Origin of the sequence: Flexistipes sp. (assembly GCF_036172515.1) — a bacterium.
Lineage (GTDB): Bacteria > Chrysiogenota > Deferribacteres > Deferribacterales > Flexistipitaceae > Flexistipes.
Genome location: NZ_JAXKVW010000014.1, coordinates 1 through 23,101 on the forward strand (window position 1 = coordinate 1; position 23,101 = coordinate 23,101).

Here is a 23,101-nt window from a genome sequence, read left to right on the forward strand (position 1 = left end):
CTTACTGCAGATTCTTTAAATTCTGCAGTATAACTCCTGCGTCTCGATGTCATTTTGCACCTCTCTCTTATTTGTATAATAGGTGCTTAATTTTTTGTCCATTATTTTTGTACCACATCAAAAGAAGATAAAAATAGCAACAATAAGCTTTGTTATTCTAATTTTTTTAGGCATTGGTGTGTATACAACAGACTTGCTTTTCTTCAAGGAGACAAGAGTTTTTAACAATAGTAAAAGTGATATTGCAAGCTTAAAAAATTTTATTAAAGAATATCCTGACAGCAAATATATTACTCAAGCTAAAATTTTAATACATGATAAAACATACTCTAAAATGAGCCAAGATGTTGAAAGTTTAAAGAGCTTCATTGAAAAATATCCTGACAGCAGACACATTGATGAAGCTAAAATTTTACTTGATGATAAAATATATGAAAAAATGGGAAGTAATATTGAAAGTTTAAAGAGCTTCATTGAAAAATATCCTGATAGCAGGCACATTGATGAAGCTAAAGCAAGGTACAAGAAAGCTGTTGATAAAAACATATCAATAGCTGGACTCCACATGGTTTATGTGCTTGGCGGCTGCTACCAGATGGGCGATATATTTGGCGATGGTGGTGAGGATGATGAAAAGCCTGTACACGAGGTGTGTATTGATGATTTTTATATAGGTAAGTATGAAGTAACTCAGGGGCAGTGGGAAAAAATTATGGGATACAATCCTTCTTTTTTTGATGATGGAGACAGATATCCTGTGGAAAATGTTAGCTGGAATGGTGTTCAGGGTTTTATAGAAGAGCTGAACTCCCAAAGTGGTAAAAACTTTCGTTTGCCTACAGAAGCAGAATGGGAGTATGCGGCCCGGAGTGGAGGTAAAAGACAAAAATATGCCGGTGGTAATAATGTAGATGCAGTGGCCTGGTATGATGACAATTCAGGTGACAGGCCACACCCTGTAGGTCAAAAGGAACCTAATGACCTTGGGATATATGATATGAGCGGTAATGTATGGGAGTGGGTGAGCGACTGGTATGAAGATGATTATTATGCACAGAGTCCCCGTAATAATCCTACAGGTCCCTCATCTTCAAGTTACTCTTTACGAGTGCTGCGTGGCGGCGATTATTCTATACATTTTGAACAAGCTGAAGTAGTGCGATCAACTTCTCGATCAGCGGGGGATCCTTATGATAAGTATATGTTTCATGGTTTCCGCCTTGCTCTCCCCGCTAAATAGAGATAAGGCGCATCTGTTATTGAGGAAAAAAGTCATACAGCAACAATATTATTTATGTTAGGTTTATAAGAAGTTTTTATGTATACCTTTGAAGAATGGTCGGAGTTGATAGATATTGATCCGGAGATTATCATAGAAGCACCGTATAATGTCAAGAATAACAAGGGTATCATTGAACAGGTCATCTATGAAAAGCCTCAGCTGTTTAAATATGCTTCACAAAGACTCAAAAACATTGATGATCTGGTAATGTTTGCTGTCGAAGAATATCCAGCAAATATTTTTGAGGCGAATTCAAAATTTTTGAGAAATACGAAAGTACTTCACAGTGCTCTTTCAAATCAGTTTTCCCTTCTTCCACAAATTCTTGAAAAAACAAATATTGCTGAGTGGTCTCAAGATAGATTCCCTTGTATCACTATAAAAATCAACAACCGAGATATTCATAAACACCTGCAAGTTGTGCTATCTGAATTAAAAATTTTCATTTCGGATGATTTCATGGAAAGCGGAATTTTGGTGATTGAAAAAGACAATGATAAAGTTCAATTTTTAAAAAAACATCTGCCAAAATCATCCGGCAAAAAATTGAAGATCTATACTGTTGAAATGTTTCTGGCATCACTCATCGGAGAAACGGACATTTATGACTTTGGTCAGAAATATTTAGATTGTTGTGTAAAGGATTCCATTGCTTTTGAATTAATTTTTAAGATGAAGTTCAAATGGCCGTCAATTAATATTGACGATGAATCTAAAGAAAAAGATTATAATCCCTCCGAAGAAAGTTTGCTTAGTCTAAACGGTTATCATGTAGGCAAAAATGGAGTGCCTTTTGAGAAAAGAAAAGAAATTCTAAAAAAAACCTATAATATGGTTGCACCGGAAGAATTTCATTTTTGGGGTCAGCCCAAGTCCTCAAAGCGCTTATATTGGATGGCAAAAACCATCAGTGAATGTATCAAAAAAGCTAAAGGCAAAGTTCGTAAAAATCAGGGGGATTTTTCAGTATCAATCGAAGACTGGACTAATGACAGAGCATGGTTAAAGAAAACCTATTATGATACAAATAGATCTTTCCGCTTTGATGACGAAGACATCTGGTGATTACCGCCTACACCCGATATTTTGCAAATGGTATCTATCAGTTATGGCTTCACTGAAAATTGCAAATAAAAAGATGGAAGATTTTTTATCTTTTCTTCAGCAATTTTGGATAAAAATTATTGCGAAAGTGAAATCATAGATGGTATTCCTGTTATTAAAAAAAGTTTACTCGTGGCATAAGTCTGTGAAAAATGGGGTGATTTCAGAAATTTTTATTGATTGACAGCAAATTTTTATCACTATATCTTTTAACTAACAATTTTAGAATTCTTTTAACATATTTAAACATTTCAAAAGAATAAGCGGATGAAAAGGTAATATAATAATGAGTGTACCCGAAAAACCAAAAATTTATCACATACTTCATATAGATAAGTTATCTTCAGTTATCAAAGATGGTTATTTAAGGTGTGATAAAAAAATATCTCAAAGTCCTATTATAGGTACTAATATAGGCTTGAATAGTATAAAAGAGCGTCGGCGAAAACTAAAGTTAAAAAGTCATGAAGATCTTCACGTTGGCGATTGTGTTCCATTTTATTTTTGTCCACGTTCAGTGATGCTTTACTTAGTTTACAAAGGTGATAATCCAGAGCTTAATTATAATAACGGTCAAGATTATATAATTCATTTACAAGCTGACTTAAAAAGGACAGTCGAATGGGCAGAGGAAAACAATAAACGATGGGCTTATACAACAACAAACGCAGGCTCATTTTTTTTCGAAGATATGAACGACTTAAATAAACTTTCTAAAATTGACTGGGAAGCTATAGAATCCAGATATTGGCAAAATTGTAAAGAAACCAAGCAAGCAGAATTTTTAATAGAAGATTGTTTTCCTTTTTGTCTGGTTGAATGTATTGGAGTTTACTCACTTCAGATTTATCAAGAAATATTAGAAATATTACCTGCTGAAATGCAAGAAACCTTGCTTACAATAAAAGAAGAATGGTATTATTAAGAAAGAGAGGATAGCCATGATTGAATATAAACAAGGTAACATTTTAGAGGAGCAAACTGATGCATTAGTTAATACTGTAAATTGTGTTGGTGTAATGGGTAGAGGTATAGCTTACCAGTTCAAAAAGAGCTTCCCTGAAAATTTTAAAGCTTATGTTGATGCTTGTAAACATGGTAAAGTCCAGCCTGGTCAGATGTTTGTATTTAAAACTAACTTTATTACTAAACCTAAATATATTATAAATTTCCCCACTAAAAGACACTGGAAAGGGAAAAGTCGTATTGAAGATATCGAAAAGGGAATTGATTCACTTGTAGAAACCATCAATAAATATAACATAAGTTCAATTGCTTTACCTCCATTGGGAAGTGGATTAGGAGGGCTTGAGTGGCAAGATGTTAAACAGCTTATTGAAAAAAAGTTGTCTAAATTAACAGATATCAGTATCATAATTTATGAACCAGCAAAAGAGTCTAAAATAAATAAAAAATTACATTCTAAAAAGTTACCTAATATGACTGCCGGACGTGCTGCATTAATAGGATTAATAGATAGATATCAAAAAGGTTTACTCGATCCATTAATGACTTTAATTGAGTTACACAAGCTATTATACCTTATGCAAGAAGCTGGAGAACAACTCAAACTCAAATACCAGGCAGCTCATTATGGCCCTTATGCTGAAAATTTACGCCACGTTTTAAAAGCAATTGAAGGGTACTATATTTTTGGATATGGAGATGGGGGAGATAATCCAAACAAGCAACTTAAATTAGTTCCCGGTTCTGTAGAAGATGCTAAGAATTTCTTAAACGAATGTCCTAACACACGAAAAAATTTTGAGAAAGTTGCTAACTTGATTGAAGGTTTTGAATCCTCTTATGGATTGGAATTACTTACGACAGTACACTGGATAATAATAAAAGAAAAGCCTAACTCTTTTGACAAATTGGTTGAGATTTTTTATAGTTGGAATAATCATAAAAAGCAATTCACAATTCGACAAATTGAAATAGCAGTAAATATTTTATGCGAAAAGGGCTGGGTCAATCATCATCAAATTAGCAAAGTTCAAGAAGACAATGGCAAACAAAAATTAAGATGATAGCAATATTATCTTGGAAATACAGTACCGTCATCAAATGCAAATATTTTGAATGAATTACATTGTACAAGATATGATATGCAGAATCCCATGCTTAATTTTTTTTTAAATTTCTCTAATCATCTTGTAAAATAAAATGACACCTACTTTAAAAAAGTGGTTCCATATACCAACAATCCAGCTTTCTGAGAAGGGGTTTAGACAAAAATACAATTCTCTATATAAATTCATGATTTATCCAAGCTGTATTTTTTATTTTAAAACATTGGACATCTTTGTATGTAAAAAACAGTAGTTTTTGCCCCCGCTTTCGAAGATGTATCCAAAAAGTGTATCCAATCAAAACCGGAGCCGAAAGTGTATCCAAAAGTGTATCCATAATGAGGGGTTAAAGGGGACAGGTAAATAATACTTGAAATGATAGTATTAAGTGCTAAGATTTAAGTATTAAGAGGGAAGGGATAAGTTTTTATAGTTATTGAGAGGAGAAAAGCAAAAACTGAGGGGTTGAAATGGCAAGGACTAAGCGATTTAAAATTAACGGCGATGTTGGATACTACCATGTGATTTCCCGGACAGTGGGCGGAGAGTTTTTATTGGGTGATGTTGAAAAAGAAAAGCTTCTTTCTGTTATAAAGCAGTTCAACTCATTGTATTTTGTAAACATTATCGGTTATTGTATAATGGACAACCATTTTCACCTTCTCGTAAAAACTTCATCCGTGGAAGATATTGATAATGTAGAACTTAAAGAGCGATTATCCCGCCACAATAAAAATATTTCGGATGAAATCACGGAATCTGAAATAATAATATATAAAGAGAAGCTGACTGACATATCTGAGTATGTAAAATCGATAAAAATGACGTTTTCCAGATGGTACAACAAAAGGAACAACCGAAAAGGCTATTTCTGGGGAGACAGATTTAAGAGTGTACTGGTGGAAAGTGGAGAAAGTCTTTTGAACATGCTTGCCTACATTGATTTAAACCCTGTGCGTGCAAATATCTGCAGTAAGCCTGAAGAATACAGATGGTGCAGTTTTTCAGACAGATTGGCAAAGTCAAACGATGATTTCCTGAGTTTTGAAGGCACTGAGATTGATAGAATTGAAGACTATGTGTCATTTATATACGGTGTGGGTAAAGTTGAGAGGAAAAGTTATCAAGGTGCAGAAAAAGGGAGAATCTCAGAAGATTCCCGACCGGAAATAAGTTTATGGCAGCACAGGATCAGATATTTTTCCGATACGCTTGTTATTGGTTCAAAGGGTTTCATAGAATATGCATACAAAACTTTTGAGGATAAAATAACGAAAAAGGAACGGAGAGCGCACAAAATTCCCATTGATCTCACGCACAATTTATATTCCATACGGCGGCTGAATAGTATTTGAGTTGTTTTATGTTTGATAAAAAGTACCCCCTCTTTATCTCCCCCAGTTTTAATTCAATGTTCAACGTTCAAGGTTCATTGTTGAGACCTCTCCGCTTCGGTCGAGGTGACAAGAATGTTGGTTGTCGAATCTATCATAGCTGCTGAGAGAAGTACTTTATTTTAATCTTCACCTTCGGGAGGATTAGCTCGGAAAGACAGATTTCTGTATGGTTTGCCAAATACCATAAATAGATTTATGAGAGATTCTTTTTGATTATTTCAAGAACATCTTCAATGTGAATGTGGTAGTTTTCATAAATTTTGTTTTCTTTATGTATATGGTGTGGAAAAGTTTTTAGATTATTGTGATGAGGGGCATTATCCCAACGCATTATTAGATTTCCGTTTGCGTCCTGCCAGTGGTAAGAGTATTTTCTTTCATTATTATCAAAATATTCCCTGATAAACAGAAGGGTTTTGTTTTTGAGCACAGCTTCAGTTTTTATATAAAAACCGTCTGAGAATGTTTTGAAGTCCTTAATTTCGTAGGAATAAATGACAGGGGAATTATCCAGTAATTTTAATATTTTCATTCTCAATATCAATTAATCTTTTTTCAATATTATCCATATTCTTTTTATATGACTTCCATTCGATGTAATCATCCCATTTTTCAAAATTTTCTTTTTCTTCTTCTAATTGAGCCTCAAATTCTTCTAAGGATTTCCCGTATTTCTTTTCAAAAAGTTTGAGTTTTTCTTTTGTTAAATTCAATTCGTAAAGAATCTCGGCTTTTAGATAGTCTTTGGCTTTATTTTGTGACAGTTCTATCATTTTATTTCTCCAGCTATGATTATATAATTCTATTATATTGCAATTATCAATTAATGCAATTCTGATATTTAACATGTTTGGTAATAATTGATCCCAAAGTTTAGTTCAACGTTCAAGGTTCATTGTTGAGACCTCTCCGCTTCGGTCGAGGTGACAAGAATGTTGGTTGTCGAATCTATGATAGCTGATGAGGAAAAATCTCGGATATCGGTTGTCAAAAGTACCTTCTCTGTGTCTCCCCCTAAAAAAGTAGGGGGAGAGTGCGGTTCCCCTATCTGATATAGGGGGTTAAAGGTGGTATGAAAATAGCTGTTTGATACACTTTTGCTCTTAGATCTAAAAGCCCAAAGTCACCTGCAACATATGCCGTTCGTCATCCCATTGACCTGCATATGCTCCAACTTCTTCTATATAATATGCGTAATCTATTTTAAGAATATTGAAATCAAGGCTGGCACCAAATGTGGGATAACCCTGGTTGATCCCCGCCCTAAGAGCAAAAAACTGAAGGTTTGTAGGGCGTAGTTCTGCGCCGACATGAATTCTTTTGCCAAGGTCGTCATCCTGATCATAAGCTTTTGTCACATCCACATAGTCTATAACTATATCTGATTCGAAAAACAGTATTTGAGGTGAAATAGATGCTGAAAGTGTAAGTGTTGTTTTCATATCTTTAGCATCACCAAAATCGGTGGAGCCAATATTGTTAACAGCTGTTCCCAATCTCGGATTCATCGGCAAACTCTTCATTTCATAGATTGCTCCAATATCACCTAAAATACCTGTTCCGCTTTCTAAATCATCTTCAATGATCTGATCAAAATCGTCTTTTGCCAGATCTGCTGCAGTATACGTTTCAACAAGGGATTCCCGTTCTATCAATTTAACGTTTGCGCCTAAACTCAACGAATCGTTGTTTAAAAATTTTCCCGCAAAACCGGCTGTTATACCTCTATCCACAAAAAACTCAGTCTCGATATTTGGGTACACTTTGTTTCGGGGGACTGCATTCAACCGAGCATTGCCGAATACGCCTATCATAAAATTTTTATTATAATATGCCGGAAATAAACTTACACCGGCGTGTTGATATTCTCCAATATTGTCCCTGATTAATTTTGCTATTTCACTTTCACTTTCCCAGTCTGTATCTTTGGCATCACGGTAAAAATCCATTGCGTTTTTTCCCATGTCAAACTGTGGATTAAGTATGTCTACGCGTGAGTCCTTGTTGAAAGCCAAACCTGCCGGATTGTAAAATGCTGAATACTGATCGCTGTTTATGGTATAATGAGCATTACCCATGCCGAGAGCTTTTGTTGATTTCATAAAATAAGGGTATTCAGCTGCATAAATAAATGTTGGCAGTATTAGTATTAAGAAAGCACAAATTTTCTTCATTATCAATCTCCTCCTTTGGGTTAATTAAGGCTAAGTATATAGTTTTCTATCTCACTTTCAGTAACTTGATTGTCCGAATAGCCCAGATCGTTTTTGAAATCTTCAAAGTCTGCCCGTATACTATCAAAATTCTCTCCGGCGAGTATATAAACGGCTGTGTTTAATGCTGAGAGGTTTTTGTTTAAACGTGTCATTGTAGCATCAGGGATATTGTAAGATGTCAGAGCTGATTCGTACTGCGGAAAAAGGTCATTGATATAATTTTTTGATAATTTCACCGGTTCATCCGTTACATTGTAAAGGATATCCCCAATAATAACCAAAGTGTCCATTGCTGCTGCAATTCCTTTGAGTAGGTCTTCATCTTCTGAAGGATTAGTGGCACTCAATTTCCTCTCAGGAGTGGCACCGTAAAGTGTTTTTGTTTTATAGTCCGCAAGAGAGGTACTTTCATAATCCGGATCAAGGGTAGTTAATGCTTTATTTATAAGATTTTCCTTGGTGTCTATAGAATCATTATCCAATGTTGGGTAGCTTAAGATTGCAGACATTGTGTCGAAACTTGAAACATTGCTTTGTTCTGATATTTCAAGAGCATTTATGAAATCAACACCGGCTTTGCCCAGGTAAGCTGATGCAAGAAGGATTCTCTCCTCTTCATCTAAATTATCCTGGTTTTCGAGTTCGTTTATAACGGAATCATAGTTTCCATCATCCAAATCGTTTTTAAGTTCTACTTTTTGGGCTTCTGAACTATCTTTGTCTGCTGAACCCTCAAACAGATTGTTGTCTCCGCAGCCGTAAAAAACAAAAATACTGAGTAGAAGAATCAAATAAAATATTTTTTTCATAGCAGCCTCCTGAAATTGTTATCTTAACTGATTATATTTTAAAATGTTTTCTTGTGCAAATTGTTTTGTGAAACTTTTGGATGTAATTATATATTTGATTGGCAGGAGATCCCTAGGCTTCGCTCGGGATGACAAAAAGCTGTCATCTCGACCGGAACGGAGTGGAGCGGAGAGATCTCTATTTTTTGTTTGACAATAAGTACCCCCTCTGGTTCTCCCCAAGGTTTAGTTCAATGTTCAACGTTCAAGGTTCATCGTTGAGACCCCCTCCACTTCGGTCGAGGTGACAAAAAGTAGAAACCTGCCACCTCTCGCCCTGTTGAATGTTGCAAAGCAACCCGGCAAGCCGGATTTAACAGGGCAAGCTTAGTAGAGGAATCTCTTGTCAAACAACATCTGAGATTTCTCCGCTCCACCGAGCACATAAATTCTTATGTACTCGGTTACGGTCGAAAGAATGCCTGCGGCTAGCACCGGTCTTTTAGACTGGTAAATATGTGTAACATCCTATTTATCCGCCCAAGGCGGATGCTAGACAGTTTTATGTCACCTCGAGCGAAGTCGAGAGGTCTCATTGGCAAAAACTATTTTCATACCACCCCTAACCCCACATCAGATAGGGGGTTAGGGGTGGTATGAAAAATAAACTTTCAATGTATTTGTTTTTGTTTTAATATCAGCCGGGGAATTATATGTTTACTGCTAAAAAGTATTTCGTTTTTATTAATAGTTTTTTGGGCGGTGTTATCTATTTCACATTTAAACTTTGTTTCTTTGCTGATGACTTTGTTTTCAATATTAACAAGTTTTATTATTTTATTGTTATTGTTCCGATTCTGGAAGAGTGGATTTTCAGAGGAAATATACAGAGGATATTGAAAGACAAATTAGAAAAAAAAGACAAAGGGCACAGAACTTTATTTTTTAATACCACGGATAGTTTTATCTCTGTACAGAATATCATTACTTCTGTGCTGTTTGCATCTATTCACCTTGTTTATTCACCAATTTCTCATGCTTTAATGGTTTTTATCCCTTCATTGATTTTCGGTTTAGTCTATGATAGACATCAAAAATTGATATTTCCTGTTTTTTTGCACGGATTTTATAATTTAAACGTTTTTATTATTTGATTTGAAAAAATTTTATGCTAATATTCGCAGATGCTAAATACAAAGATTAATTTTATTGTTTGTTCGATAATTCTTGCATTCGGAGCTGCAGTTTTTGTTTCAGGATATATTGATTACAGGTTTCATCCGCCACTCCTGGATAATATACCTGATCGCATAAAAAACTCAGAGTTAGCCGATGAAGTTTTCAACAGAGAAATTGTTGTAGAAAATAATATTTTCAGTTTGCAGACCGGTTTGGCACCGGAAAATACTGCTTCAAAGAATGCGTCTGTTCAGTCACCAAACACAAATAAGGCTGAGACTCCCACTAAATCTGCTGAAGAATTTGAAGGTGAACTTTTAGGACTTTTGGCAGGAGATGGTACATATTTAGCCATTGTAAAATTTGAAGGTGATGTATTAATTTTAAGGAAAGGTGTGCCTCAGAAGGGACTGGAACTGATGGACGTTTTCCCGGACAGTGTTAATCTGAAATACAAAGGGGATATATACAGTCTGGCTTTTCCGCAGCAGAATATACCCGGCTTGAACGGAGAGGCAGCTGATAAAGTTGCGGGGCAGAAAAAGGGCGGAAAAAATGATTTGCATTATACGATAAGTAAGCGGTATCTGACCAATCAACTGCAGGATATGAACAGCATATTGCGAACTGTTTTTATATCTCCTCATTATGATAATGGTAATTTCATTGGATACAGAATAAGCAGGCTTGCTGATTCCTCGCCATTGACAAAGGTGGGGATTAAAAAAGGAGATATTCTTGTGCAGATAAACGGACAAACTCTGGATTCTCCGAACAAGATGCTTGAACTTTTCAGCAAGATTGATGATCTGACTGCTGCGACCATAGATATACTGAGGAACGGACAGAAAAAGACACTGTTTATAGAAGTTGAATCGTGAAATCCGTAATGCGTGAGACGTAAAACGTAAAATGTTAAGTGTTAAATGTGAGATGATAAAGGTTGTTTGACGATAGAGACCTCTCGGCTTTGCTTGCCCTGTTAAATCCGGCTTGCCGGGTTGCTTTGCAACATTTAACAGGGCGAGAGGTGACAATTACGTGTAAGCTGTCATTTCGACCGGAGCGGAGAAATCTATATGCCAGATATTTATGATAGTCTGCTTAGTTACATAGCTTTAATTTTATGAAATTTTGGAGGAGACAATGAAAAAATTTTCCAATGTGTTAATTATTACGATTACTGTCCTTTTGTTGAGCAGTGCGGCAAATGCTCAGATAAATGTTAATCTTAAAAATGTTTCTTTAAAAGATTTTGTTCAGTTTGTTGGGGAATTTACCGGCAAATCAATCGTGTACGATGAAAGGATGTTGCGAGGGAATATATCTATAGATTCTCAGGCTAAAATGAACAAAAAAGATCTGATCGAGATTTTTTATACAGTTCTCAGCATGAACAATCTCTATGCTGTAAACAAAGATGATTATATCCAGATTCTTCAGGAAAGAGACCTTCAGGACTATCCGGATAAGTTTGTTAAAAGTCCGGATAAAGACTCCAAAGATTTTGTAACCTCAGTAATCACTGTTGAAGGGATTGATTTGACTCAGGTGGCGGCTTCCGTTGCCAGATTGAAATCCCGGTTGGGACATGTTCAGCCGGTTAAAGGTATTAATGCCCTGGTTGTCAGAGACTCTTCAGACAGAGTGAATAAAATAACCAGTGTTATCGAATCGTTGAAAAATGTGGCAAATAATATGAATATTAAGGCAATCCAGATAGAAAATACCACAGCCACCAGTGTCTTGCAGAATATTAAGAATTTTTTTAACCAGCTAAAAGCCCAGTCAATGGTGGCTATGGATCCTGTGTTAATTGCCGACGATATGTCCAATGTTCTGATAGCCGCAGCAAATGAAAACGGAATGAAGAAAATAGAATACATTGTTTCCAAGCTGGATTCAGCTGATGCCCAGGCTGCAGCATCTCCCAAAGTATTTTACCTGAAAAATGCGGTAGCTGCCGATGTTGAAAAGGTTTTGAATCAGCTTCTCGGCTCTATACAGGATCCAAAAACAAAAAATGTAGTAAAGTCCAACGTAGCCTCTGATAAAGCCACCAACTCAATAATAGTGGTGGGTGACAGTGAATTGTACGACAAGGTCGAAAAACTTATAGATAAATTAGATGTGCCCCGCAAACAGGTTTATGTAGAGGCACTGATAATGGAGACAACTTTGGAGAAAGGCGGCAACTTTGGTGTCGAGTGGATGGCCGGCGGCGGTAATGACGATTTTGCCGGCTCAGTGGGTTATCTGAATGACGGAGCTGCTACCAGTTTTATGGCGCCTGTTTTGGAAGGCAATTCACCCAATTTTGCGGCTCTGCCCGGAGGTTTCACCGCAGGTGTTCTCGGCAATGTAATTACATATGAAGGTGTAAAATTCCCCACATTGACGGCACTGGTTAATTTCGTAAAAAGTGCCAGCGGAATAAATATACTTTCCAATCCCCAGATATTGACCCTTGATAATGAGGAAGCTGAAATTTTTGTCGGTGAAAACAGACCGTTTATCACAAGTACGAAATTCGACTCTAACAATAACCCCATTCAAAGCTATGACTACAGGGATGTGGGTATAAGGTTGAATATTCAGCCCCATATTTCAAGTAATAACACTATTACCCTGGACATTAAGCAGGAAGTGAAAAAAGTTATTTCAAATGCTTCAGTTGATGCTCCGGCTCCCATTACACTCACCAGAAGCACAAATACAACAGTGAAGCTGAGAAATAACAGCAAGCTGGTTATAAGCGGACTGATAAAAGACGATTCGGATGAGATTAATTCGGCGGTGCCGGGGCTTTCAAAAATCCCGTTAATCGGATGGCTTTTTAAATCCAAGGAAAAGTCCAGTCAAAAAACCAATATGATGGTATTTATAACCGCCAAGATTATATCCACTCAATCTCAGGCGGAAAATTTAACGGAACAAAAGTTTAACAAAGCCATGGAGTTTGATAACAAAACAGAGCAGCAATTGAGGGAAGAGTATTAATGAAAACTTTTGAGGAGATTAAAGAGTACTATTTTAAATTTCCTGATAGAAGCAATTTTATACCTATTTTTGATGAGGAAGGTAAGAATATTACATTATATTACTGTGACGATGACGGTTACAGAAAAGCCTTCCTGTTTGCCAACACTCTTGATCTGAATGCGGATTTCCAGGAGACGGATCAAAGTTTTATTCTGGAAAAACTTGAAGATACCTTTGAAGAAAGTTCTGCCGAGTTTGAAGACGGTGAAGAGGATTTTGAAGATGTAAGTGATATTTTATCAGCTTCATATGAAGATGCACCTGTGATTAAACTGGTGAATCAGATAATTATCAGTGCTGTTAAGGCAGGAGCAAGTGATATTCACTTTGAGACCAGAGCCAATACCTTTCTGGCGAGATTTAGAATTGACGGTAAGCTGAGGACGTTTAAAAGATACCCCAAATCGCTGCATGAAGCTGTGGTTGCCCGGATAAAAGTTATGGCAATGCTTGATGTGGCCGAAGGGAGAAGACCTCAGGACGGCAGAATAAACGTAAAAGTCGGTAATAGAAACATCGACATGCGTGTATCTGTAATTCCTTCTATCTATGGTGAAAAAGTCGTTTTAAGAATTCTTGAAAAATCCAAGAATCTGCTGAGTCTTGACTCTGTGGGCATGTCGGAAGAATGGGTAAAACGCTTTGAAGAGCATATAAATAAACCTAACGGAATCATTCTTGTCACAGGCCCCACGGGAAGCGGTAAAACTACAACACTCTACGCTGCGCTTCTCGCTATGAACAGGCAGGAAAGAAATATTCTGACGATTGAAGATCCGGTGGAATACGATGTGGACGGTATCACCCAGGTTCAGGTTAACAATACTGTCGGACTTGATTTTGCGAGTGCAATCAGGTCGTTTCTGCGACAGGATCCCGATGTGATACTTGTTGGTGAAATCAGGGATGATGAGACGGCCAAAACAGCTGTTCAGGCTTCACTTACTGGCCATCTTGTGCTTTCCACTCTGCATACCAATGATGCTCCTTCTGCTGTTGCCCGGCTTATTGAAATGGATATAGAGCCGTTTCTTATATCTTCATCACTTTCTCTGGTTGCTGCACAAAGGCTGGTTAGAAAAAACTGTCCTCACTGTTCAGAAACGGTGAAAGTTGATGATGATCTCGGTTCAATATTAAAAAATGAAGGAATATATCTGAATGAGTACAAAAAAGGCAAAGGCTGTCAGGAATGTTTTGACACCGGTTATAAAGGAAGACTGGCTATATTTGAATTTCTGGAGATAAACGATTCCATCAGAAAACTTATAAACAGACAGTCCGCAGCTTACGATATAAGGGAAGCCGCTAAAAAAAGCGGTTTTAAGTCTATGTTTTACAGCGGAATGGAGCTGGTTAGAGAAGGGATTACAACTCCTGAAGAAATTTTAGCCACAACCAGGATAGAATAATGCCTACGTTTTACTACGAAGCACTGGATAAAACAGGCAAAAAGGTAAAAAATACCGTAGAATCGGCATCAAAGAATGCTCTGCTTAGCGAATTAAAGGCATCGGGAATATTCCCTTACACCGTTAATGAAATCGGTGAATCAAAGAAAAAATTCAGTTTTTCGTTTAAATTAGGCAGATCAATAAGTGTAGCCGATATTTTTTTCCAGCTTTCTATGCTTATAAAAAGCAGTATTCCGCTGGTGGAAGCACTTCGTATTGTCGCCCAGAATATTAAAAAACAGAAGGTGAAAAGCATACTGCTGGATATCTCCACTGCTGTTTCAGAAGGTAAACGTTTTTCTGAAGCCCTCAACAAACACAGCAATTATTTCGACGAAATACATATTAGATTGATAGAAGCCTCCGAAAAAGTTGGTAAACTCAGCGATGTTCTGATGGATATAGCCGTTTATGAGGAAGAGCGCAAGAAGGCCTTTGACAAGGTAAAATCAGCTCTGGTTTACCCGCTGACGGTTCTGATTATCGGTTTGGGAGTTGTCGGTTTTCTGCTGAGCTATGTTGTGCCTAAAATGAATAATATTTTTGAATCTATGAACAGGGAAATACCTCCTTCCACCCAGGTGATGATATTTGTCGGTAATTTTATTAAGGAGTACGGTTTTCTTGTGCTTCTGTTTTTCCTGTTTCTCGGTGTTCTGATTCAGTATATATATCGCAAGAAGGAATCCGTCAGAGTCAAAGTGGACAGAAAGGTTTATTTTATAAATTTTTTCAGGGAAGCACTGGTGGGAAAACTTTCCCATATGATTTCATTTCTGCTGGCTGAGGGGCTGACTCTTACCCAGGCAATAGCTCTTAGCTCCAAAACGCTGAATAACAAGTTTTTGCAAAATAATCTTGATGAAGTGGTGGAAGATATAAAATCGGGTAAAAGTTTTTCCGGTTCTGCCGAAAGTAAAAAAATCTTCCCCGAAATTTTTGTGGCGGCCGTCAAAACCGGGGAAAAATCAGGTGAATTATCAAGTATTCTGGACAGAATAGGTGAGTTTTACAGCAAGAGGGTGGATAAATACACTTCTGCATTCATTTCCCTTATAGAGCCTCTTTTTATTGTCTTTATCGGTATCATTGTCGGTTTTATAGTGCTGTCCATTATGGGGCCTCTTTTCGATTTGAATACGGTTGTTCAGTAGGTTAGTTCAATGTTCAAGGTTCAACGTTCAGCGTTCATCGTTGAGACCTCTCCGCTTCGGTCGAGGTGACAACTACGTGCAAGCTGTCTTCTCGAGCGAAGCGCAGCGGAGTCGAGAGATCTTTTATGTTGTTTGACAAGATGTACCCCCTCTTACTCTCCCCCAGGTTTAGTTCAAGGTTCAAGGTTCATCGTTCATCGTTGAGACCTCTCCGCTTCGGTCGAGGTGACATAAAACTGTCTAGCATCCGCCTTGGGCGGATAAATAGAATGTTACACATATTTACCAGTCTAAAAGACTGGTGTTAGCCGCAGGCATTCTCTCGACCGGAGCGCAGCGGAGTGGAGAGATCTCTACTGTTATATTGCAAAGAGACCTCTCGGCTTTGCTCGAGGTGACAACTACGTGCAAGCTGTCTTCTCGAGCGAAGCGCAGCGGAGTCGAGAGATCTATATTGCTGTTTGAAAGAAGTTCCCCCTTTTACTCCCCTCTAAACCAGGGGGAGACAATGATTCCCCTCCTAAGATATGCGGGGTTAGGGCTGGTAAGCAAATGGCTGTTTGAGAATAGAATGCTGCCAATATTTTTGCATGATTTACTTCATATAAACAGCATGATATAATAATATATGCGAATTTTGATTATTGAAGATGACTTGGTTTTGGGCTCATCTGTACGGGATTATCTAAAATCCGAAGGTGAAAACGTGTCTCTTATTACAGATGACAGAAAAATCGACAGATTCTTTAACTTCGGACACTACGATATTGTCCTTCTGGATCTTATGCTTAAAATGAAAAAAGGGGAGTCCATACTTTCACAGCTGAAAAAAAATAATCCTGAAATACCTGTAATGATAATTACCGCAAAAGAAGGTATAGAATCCAAAGAGGAGTGTTTTAAGAAAGGAGCTGATGATTATATCGTAAAACCGTTTGATCCGAGAGAGTTGCTGCTTCGGGTCAGATCTGTAAGTAAAAGATACGGCTGCCCGGCGGATAGAATGGAGATAGGGGATTTATGTATAGATGTTTCCGGTGAAACTATTTTTAAAAACGGTTGTGAGGTTAAGCTTACCAAAAGGGAGTGGGATATATTATATATATTACTGATAAACCGCGGCAATGTTGTCAGTTTTGAAAAAATTATAAATTATGTCTGGGGGGATAAGCCGGTGGGAACGGAATCGGTTCGAACCTATATAAGGCATTTGCGTCAGTATCTTCCTGAAGATGCCATCAGAACGTATAAAGGAAGGGGGTATATGCTTGTCGGTCAATAGGCAAAGGCAAAGGTAAAGGTTGAGGTAGAGGTAGAGAGTGGGTATAGATGAAAAAGCTTTTTAATGTTAGTTTTGAGTTGAAAATCTTTCTTTTCATTATTGTTACTCTGGTTATCGGTCTTTCGATGCTTAATGCCATTTTTCTCTATTCATTCAAGACGGAAATACAAAAGCGGATTTCCCTGGAAATTGACAGACATCAGGAGCTTAGCCGGTATACAAAACCGAATGAACCTGCCTATCTTAAAGTTTCTGAAAAAAATATATTTATTCCCGGCTACGAATTGTATGATATCAGAGGCCGTTATAAATATTACGTGGACAAAAGTTATTTAGCAGAGGAAGTCCGCAATAAATTGTTTCTGATGTTTTACTGGGATGCGGTCATAATTTTTTCCGTATCTGTACTGTATTATTTTACAGCTTACAGACTGATTAAGAACCGTGAAAACTATTCAAAATCTTTTGAAATTATTCTTCTGGTATTGGGGCATAAACTAAAAAATTATCTTGCCGGCCAAAGGGTAAATGCTGAGATTATCGACAGGGGTACTGATAGTTCTGTCATTGCAAAACCGAGCACTTTAGAATCTAAGTACTCGGTTGTGGCGATTTCAAAAGATGATAAACAACGAGATTGCTTTGTCTCTGCCCAAGGGCGGATCCCTAACTTGTTAAATCCGACTTTGTCGGGCTGCGATGCAGCATTTAACAGGGCGAGCAAAGAGTTGCAGAACTTGCAAATGCGAAACTTGAATTATAAGCATATACGAGATGCTGTTAACAGAATCAAAACTGGAAACAGAATGCTGACAGCCGAACTGGAAAATATTTTTTCTTTTGTGAAAAAATTTGGGATTCAAAATAATACAAAATACAAAAAAAATACCACCAAAAGTTTTTTAAAACAAAATATTAATTTACCAGAGATATTTGATGAGGTTGAGAAAGAATATTATGAAACACAAATCAGTTATGAAGATATTTCCGGTGGTGCGAAAAAAATTAAGAAAAAAATTAATTTAAAACGGGTATCTGTGAATTATGATGATATGAAATTTATTCTTTTTTTATTAATGGATAATGCGTATAAATATTCTGAAAATTTCATTTATATCAGGGCAGGAGTTTACAAAAGAAAAAAATATTTGTTCGTTATTAATGACTTCGGCAGTCCGGTAGAAAGCGGGTTGGGGGTAGGGCTGTCTGTTGCAGAGCAGCTGTGCAAAAAAAACGGAATAAAGCTGAGCTGGAATGCCGGCAGATATTTTACCTCTAAAATTATTTTCTGATTTTCACGATTTTTTTATGTTATAATGATTATATTGAATTAAAGTTGTTATAAGTGGAGGAAATTATGAGGCTAAGAATCTATACTTTTATTATATTAATGTTGTTTTTATTTGCGGGGGTCTCTTTTGCTGAAGACTTAACATGTGAGGAGCAATATAATGAATTACAAACTATTTTGCTGAATAATACACAGAACACAGAACCAACTTTATTGCATACAGAAGTTTTATGTAAGGATGATGATTCTACCATTGTAAAGGTAAATGGCCGTTTTCTTTATGGTAAAACTTTCAGACTTGAAAAGGTAGTCGAGCAGGATATAGGGAAAAGATACGTTTTCCCCTATGCCAAAAGTAATGTTAGATAAATATAGGGGGATTTTATGAAAAAGATAATTATTGCAAGTTTCTTTTTTTTCATTTTTACGCAAAGCATATGTTTCTCTGCTATGGGTGATGAGTATTATTCAATTCCTCCTTTTTTACAAAAAAATACTTATTCAAATTTAAGTCTGGTGTTGGATTATAGTGGTAGCATGGCGTACCCTGCGTATAACACGTCCGGAAGTAGCTATGATTCATCTGAAGAATATTACGGTTATTATGACCGTAATAGTAATTATTCTTGTACAGGAAGTATTTCTACAACCGAATATATTCCTCCTGGTTATTGGTCCTCTTTTGCTTATTACATTCATTGCGACGGACAGTGGCAAAAAGATTCTTCAGGCAGTTATTCCGGGAATGAATTGAATTTTTATAATATGGCAAGGATAGACCTTCTCAGATATGTTTTAACAGGCGGTGGTGTATCCCAGAATGATTACTGTCAGAGCATAAATACATGTAATTCATATGATAATGAAATTGATTGTGAAAGCAATAACCTTTGTAGTTGGAGTAACTGGTGGTGGTTATCTGGCTGTTATAATAGATATAATTGCAATGATTATTATAGTGATGCGACTGCTTGTAATTCAAATGATTTGTGCACTTGGAATTCTGAAAAAAGTATTATGACTGAATATGGGGAACGAATTAAATATGTGGATATTTCAAATTATGATTCTGCAACACAAACAGCAAATGGTATTTTACAGGAAATCAATGAGAGAAGTGTAAAACCAAGGTTGGGATTGGTAATTTACAGTTCAGGTGTTACATACAATATAGAGCCGTCTTATGATTATAATAATATTATAGCTACAATTAACGATACTGTTGCAACAGGTGGTACATATACTTACGGTGGAATTCAAGCTGCTAAAGAGTATTTTGAAAGTGATAGTGCTTATTCCTTTAATATTAAAGGGGATATGATTGATGTTAGTTGTACTAAAAATTTTACACTGTTAATGTCTGACGGTGCATGGAATGAAGGTGACAGCAATGACAGCCCTTCTAATGTTGATCCACAACATATAATTTATGACATGTGGAAAGGCGGGAATGCTGATTTAAAGTCTTCTTTAAGCGGGAATCAAAATGTTCAAACCTTTTCAATGGCAATGTTTTTGGATAGTGCATCAAATGGTTTTAATGCTATGAAACATTTTGGTGTTTTTGGTGGTTATAAAGGGCAGGGAGCACCTTGTGAGTATACTTCCGAATATCTTTATACTTCTTTAACCACAAATTTCCCCAATTCTTCATGTGATGAATGGGATGCTAATTCTGACGGATTACCTGATAATTTCTTTTCCGGTGAAAATCCGGATAAATTCAGGACTTCTTTGGAAAAAGTGTTTGAAGAAATACTAAAAGAGGTAAGTTCCGGTACCTCTGTTGCAGTACTGACAGATAAAAGAAAAGAAGGTTCCATTATGACACAGGCTGTTTTTTACCCGGATTATCAAGGTGTTCCATGGATAGGGAAACTTTTCGGATATTGGTTCTTGAATTTTAAAGACCCTCAGGGGAATGCTGTACAGAATATCAGAGAGGATACATATGATCCTTATAAGCTTAATATATGCAATGATAACGGTACGCCCGGTGGAGACAGAATATTAGGTTTTGGTTATAATGATTTAACCAGTAAACTTCAAGTCAGCCAATACAGAAGTGATTGCAGTGGATATAGATATGATAATACTTCTTATGAAACACCTTATGATCAGCTTGAAGATATTAATTCACTTTTTGAAGTGTCTAACAAACTTGATAACACTCAGAGAACAATCTATACAACATGTGATAGTGCTAACTGTATACCTACACAAAATCTTACGGAATTAAAAAACTATGATACAGATTCGGATTTTGGGACTGATTATGGATGCCTGGGCAGTTTTGATAATTTAACTGATTTTGTGTACGGGGGAAGTATACCGGGGTGTGTTGACAGAACTGATGATGACGGAACTAAAAGAATTTTAGGTGATATTATATATTCCACTCCGCGAATTGCCAACTATGATAATATGAGCATGATATATGTAGCTGCTAATGACGGTATGTTGCACGCTTTCAGAGCCGGTGAAACAGTGAAATATCAATCAAATGACTATATCGCCGTTCAACTGCAAAATGCCAAAAATGATAATTCTACAGATAAGATCGGCAGAGAGGAATGGGCTTTTATTCCCAAAAATGCTCAGCCTTATCTGAGATACAGAGCCCAGCCTGGTTTTGAACACCTTTATATAAATGATCTTACGCCCTATATTTTTGATTACAGCGATAAGAAAATTCTTATTGGCGGCATGAGGTTTGGGGGTGGAGTTAATTGTAATAACGATAATTCCTCTTGCGTAAGCCCACCGTCAGATACTGTAGATAATTCATCGGTATCGGGAGGTTTTTCATCTTACTACGCTCTTGATGTAACTGACCCATTAAATCCTAAATATTTGTGGAATTTTACTGACAAATATCTGGGTTTTGCTTATTCTGGACCTGCAGTAATAAAGAGACCTAATGGGCTTTATATTATGTTTCTTAGCGGCATGAAGGATTATGATGGAGAAGTTGCGTATGTAGGCAGTAACGCCAAAGTTTATGTTCTGACTTTGGATTCGAATAATCTCAGTATTACAAGTACATACAGTTACAGTGTTGGTGATATTGACAATAATTTGAAAAAAGATCAGGTTTACGGAAACCGGCTATTTACAGACGGTGTGGATCTGGACAATGATGGTTATACTGATGCTTTGTTTTTTGCTTTTAGTTATTTGCAAGCCGGTGACTGGACTTCAAACTTATACGTTGCAAGGACAGATGACAGTTCTTTTCCTACAAATGGTAACTTTCTTGATAGAGTTGTTTCTTCTCTCCATGGTGCAGTTACAGCAAGCATTGTCAATATGCCCTGTTTTAATATGGACTACATTTATTTTGGGACAGGGAGGTGGTTTTATAAGCAGGACGACTCCGCAGGCAGGACTAATAAACTTTACGGGATAAATATTAGTTGTCTTAGAGATGATAGCTGTAATAATTTTAGTAATTTGGTTAACAATAATGATATATGTAGCGAATTAGAGGACAGCACAAAAAAACCTGCAGCCTGGGAAATTGGCTTAAACACTGAACAAACTATTGATAACATTACTTTTGGCAAAGAACGAATCATATCCGATGCAGGTAAAATGGAATGGGCTAACACAATTCTTTTCACCTCTATGCAGCCTAGTACCAATCCCTGTTCTTACGGCGGCAGATCCAGAGGCTGGGGATTAAACTGCGCTACGGGGAAAAGTATATGGGATGATTCTTGTCCTGGATTTACAGTTGACAATAGCTCTGTTACCTGCGGATATCTGCAGACATCAACAACTGCAATTAATCAATTATGTGCAGAAAGTTTCTCGAAGCAAGAAGGTGACAGAAATGTAAGTAATGCAATGGGGCAAGGAAACAGTTCAGGCGGCGATGCATCTATTAATGATGTTAACGCCGGTCAGACTGAGTGGTATACAGGCGTAACCCCTGAAACACCTCCGATCATTCCTCCACCTTATTCAGGGTTGAAAGGAGACATATTGCTTTGGATAGAAAAGTAATGACCAGAAAAGGAGTTACTTTAATAGAACTTTTGGTTGCTATTGCCATTTTAGTAATTCTGCTTGCCATCGCTGTACCCAACTATAACGAGTGGCGTGAAAAGAATAGTATAGAAAACGATGTGCACAAAATGTACGGATTATTAAGTGAGCTTAGAACGAAAGCTTTTACCGAGAAAATGAATGTTGATTTTTCCTTTAATGGTACAAATGATGTTTTAACTGCTTCTTATGATAACAGCTCTGCAAGTGTTAATCTGCAAAATGAATTTGAATTTGTTGGAAGTGATGTTAGCATTGATACCAGAGGCACTTATTCAGGATCAAGTATCAAACCGGTTTCAGGTTCTACAATATCGCAGGTGGACTGTATTTCTGTTGATGACACGCGAATTGCTATAGGTAAATGGAACGGGAGCTGTGAACATGAATAAAGGCTTTACAATAATAGAGCTTATGGTGGCTATGCTTATTTTTGCAGTTGCAATGCTGGGCTTGGTTTCCGGAGCTATTCAGGTGAAAAAAATTAGTCTGAATAATATGCTCAGAAACGAGGCCGTTCGCATTGCTGCTGATACATTTGAAAACGCAAGAAATGTGATTGATGTAAATTCGCTTGACAATACAGGAGATTGTGCTGGTGGATGTGATCCAGCCGGAAGTGATAATTGCACTGTTAGCCGTTATATCAGAAATGGTAATGTTAAATTTGGTAAAATAGTTGAAGTAACCGGTTCTGATTTGAAAAAAGTAGAAGTGAATGTTTGCTGGGATTTTTTTGGCGATATTAAAAAGCATAGTGCAGTTAGTTATATAAGAAACTAAGGAGACG

Annotated in this window: 22 protein-coding genes; 18 read left to right on the forward strand and 4 right to left on the reverse strand. The window is 36.9% G+C overall.

Annotation, left to right across the window (positions count from 1 at the left end; all coding sequences use genetic code 11):
* Positions 1-334 precede the first annotated feature (334 nt).
* From UMU13_RS09290 to UMU13_RS09310, 5 genes are all read left to right on the forward strand, one after another.
* On the forward strand, positions 335-1,240 hold the full coding sequence (locus UMU13_RS09290; RefSeq protein ID WP_442902146.1) for an SUMF1/EgtB/PvdO family nonheme iron enzyme: 906 nt from the start codon (positions 335-337) through the stop codon (positions 1,238-1,240).
* Between the two features lie 78 nt (positions 1,241-1,318).
* Positions 1,319-2,347, forward strand: a complete 1,029-nt coding sequence (locus tag UMU13_RS09295) for a hypothetical protein (protein WP_328218622.1) — start codon at positions 1,319-1,321, stop codon at positions 2,345-2,347.
* 325 nt (positions 2,348-2,672) lie between these two features.
* Complete coding sequence (gene darT, locus UMU13_RS09300; protein WP_328218623.1) at positions 2,673-3,311, forward strand: type II toxin-antitoxin system toxin DNA ADP-ribosyl transferase DarT; 639 nt, start codon at positions 2,673-2,675, stop codon at positions 3,309-3,311.
* Positions 3,312-3,327: 16 nt separating this feature from the next.
* Complete coding sequence (gene darG / locus UMU13_RS09305; protein WP_328218624.1) at positions 3,328-4,416, forward strand: type II toxin-antitoxin system antitoxin DNA ADP-ribosyl glycohydrolase DarG; 1,089 nt, start codon at positions 3,328-3,330, stop codon at positions 4,414-4,416.
* Between the two features lie 512 nt (positions 4,417-4,928).
* Complete coding sequence (locus tag UMU13_RS09310; protein ID WP_328218625.1) at positions 4,929-5,813, forward strand: transposase; 885 nt, start codon at positions 4,929-4,931, stop codon at positions 5,811-5,813.
* Positions 5,814-6,048: 235 nt separating this feature from the next.
* Here UMU13_RS09310 and UMU13_RS09315 read toward each other — a convergent pair whose 3' ends face one another.
* The 4 genes from UMU13_RS09315 to UMU13_RS09330 form a co-directional block, all read right to left on the reverse strand.
* Positions 6,049-6,387 carry a toxin-antitoxin system TumE family protein gene (locus UMU13_RS09315; RefSeq protein WP_328218626.1) on the reverse strand — a complete coding sequence of 113 codons (339 nt, stop codon included), beginning with the start codon at positions 6,385-6,387 and terminating at the stop codon, positions 6,049-6,051.
* Complete coding sequence (locus UMU13_RS09320) at positions 6,362-6,628, reverse strand: hypothetical protein (protein WP_328218628.1); 267 nt, start codon at positions 6,626-6,628, stop codon at positions 6,362-6,364. Before UMU13_RS09320 ends, UMU13_RS09315 begins: the two co-directional genes overlap by 26 nt.
* A gap of 336 nt (positions 6,629-6,964) precedes the next feature.
* On the reverse strand, positions 6,965-8,029 hold the full coding sequence (gene traF, locus UMU13_RS09325) for a conjugal transfer protein TraF (protein WP_328218630.1): 1,065 nt from the start codon (positions 8,027-8,029) through the stop codon (positions 6,965-6,967).
* A 20-nt stretch (positions 8,030-8,049) separates the two neighbouring features.
* The gene (locus UMU13_RS09330; protein ID WP_328218631.1) at positions 8,050-8,880 is read right to left on the reverse strand and encodes a hypothetical protein; all 831 of its coding nucleotides are present in this window, start codon (positions 8,878-8,880) and stop codon (positions 8,050-8,052) included.
* 692 nt (positions 8,881-9,572) lie between these two features.
* Here UMU13_RS09330 and mrtJ point away from each other — a divergent pair.
* The 13 genes from mrtJ to UMU13_RS09395 all read left to right on the forward strand — a co-directional run bounded on the left by mrtJ (position 9,573) and on the right by UMU13_RS09395 (position 23,094).
* The gene (mrtJ, locus tag UMU13_RS09335; RefSeq protein ID WP_328218632.1) at positions 9,573-10,013 is read left to right on the forward strand and encodes a JDVT-CTERM system glutamic-type intramembrane protease MrtJ; all 441 of its coding nucleotides are present in this window, start codon (positions 9,573-9,575) and stop codon (positions 10,011-10,013) included.
* Positions 10,014-10,043: 30 nt separating this feature from the next.
* Positions 10,044-10,919, forward strand: a complete 876-nt coding sequence (locus UMU13_RS09340; RefSeq protein WP_328218633.1) for a PDZ domain-containing protein — start codon at positions 10,044-10,046, stop codon at positions 10,917-10,919.
* 265 nt (positions 10,920-11,184) lie between these two features.
* On the forward strand, positions 11,185-13,038 hold the full coding sequence (gene gspD / locus UMU13_RS09345) for a type II secretion system secretin GspD (RefSeq protein WP_328218635.1): 1,854 nt from the start codon (positions 11,185-11,187) through the stop codon (positions 13,036-13,038).
* On the forward strand, positions 13,038-14,492 hold the full coding sequence (locus UMU13_RS09350; protein ID WP_328218636.1) for a GspE/PulE family protein: 1,455 nt from the start codon (positions 13,038-13,040) through the stop codon (positions 14,490-14,492). Before gspD ends, UMU13_RS09350 begins: the two co-directional genes overlap by 1 nt.
* Positions 14,492-15,688: a type II secretion system F family protein gene (locus UMU13_RS09355; protein ID WP_328218637.1), complete on the forward strand. Its 1,197-nt coding sequence runs from the start codon at positions 14,492-14,494 to the stop codon at positions 15,686-15,688. The genes UMU13_RS09350 and UMU13_RS09355 overlap by 1 nt, the downstream gene beginning before the upstream one ends.
* Before the next feature lie 628 nt (positions 15,689-16,316).
* Positions 16,317-16,970, forward strand: a complete 654-nt coding sequence (locus UMU13_RS09360) for a response regulator transcription factor (protein ID WP_328218639.1) — start codon at positions 16,317-16,319, stop codon at positions 16,968-16,970.
* A gap of 47 nt (positions 16,971-17,017) precedes the next feature.
* Positions 17,018-18,262: a hypothetical protein gene (locus UMU13_RS09365; protein ID WP_328218640.1), complete on the forward strand. Its 1,245-nt coding sequence runs from the start codon at positions 17,018-17,020 to the stop codon at positions 18,260-18,262.
* Positions 18,263-18,327: 65 nt separating this feature from the next.
* Positions 18,328-18,630: a hypothetical protein gene (locus UMU13_RS09370; RefSeq protein WP_328218642.1), complete on the forward strand. Its 303-nt coding sequence runs from the start codon at positions 18,328-18,330 to the stop codon at positions 18,628-18,630.
* A gap of 205 nt (positions 18,631-18,835) precedes the next feature.
* Entirely contained in the window at positions 18,836-19,015 is a 180-nt protein-coding gene (locus UMU13_RS09375; RefSeq protein ID WP_328218644.1) for a hypothetical protein, read from the forward strand.
* A gap of 114 nt (positions 19,016-19,129) precedes the next feature.
* The gene (locus UMU13_RS09380) at positions 19,130-19,282 is read left to right on the forward strand and encodes a hypothetical protein (protein ID WP_328218645.1); all 153 of its coding nucleotides are present in this window, start codon (positions 19,130-19,132) and stop codon (positions 19,280-19,282) included.
* Positions 19,279-22,269, forward strand: a complete 2,991-nt coding sequence (locus UMU13_RS09385; RefSeq protein WP_328218646.1) for a hypothetical protein — start codon at positions 19,279-19,281, stop codon at positions 22,267-22,269. The genes UMU13_RS09380 and UMU13_RS09385 overlap by 4 nt, the downstream gene beginning before the upstream one ends.
* Positions 22,254-22,703 (forward strand): pilus assembly FimT family protein, encoded by a 450-nt coding sequence (locus tag UMU13_RS09390; protein WP_328218647.1) that lies wholly within the window; start codon positions 22,254-22,256, stop codon positions 22,701-22,703. Before UMU13_RS09385 ends, UMU13_RS09390 begins: the two co-directional genes overlap by 16 nt.
* Complete coding sequence (locus UMU13_RS09395) at positions 22,696-23,094, forward strand: type IV pilus modification PilV family protein (protein ID WP_328218648.1); 399 nt, start codon at positions 22,696-22,698, stop codon at positions 23,092-23,094. Before UMU13_RS09390 ends, UMU13_RS09395 begins: the two co-directional genes overlap by 8 nt.
* Positions 23,095-23,101: the final 7 nt, after the last annotated feature.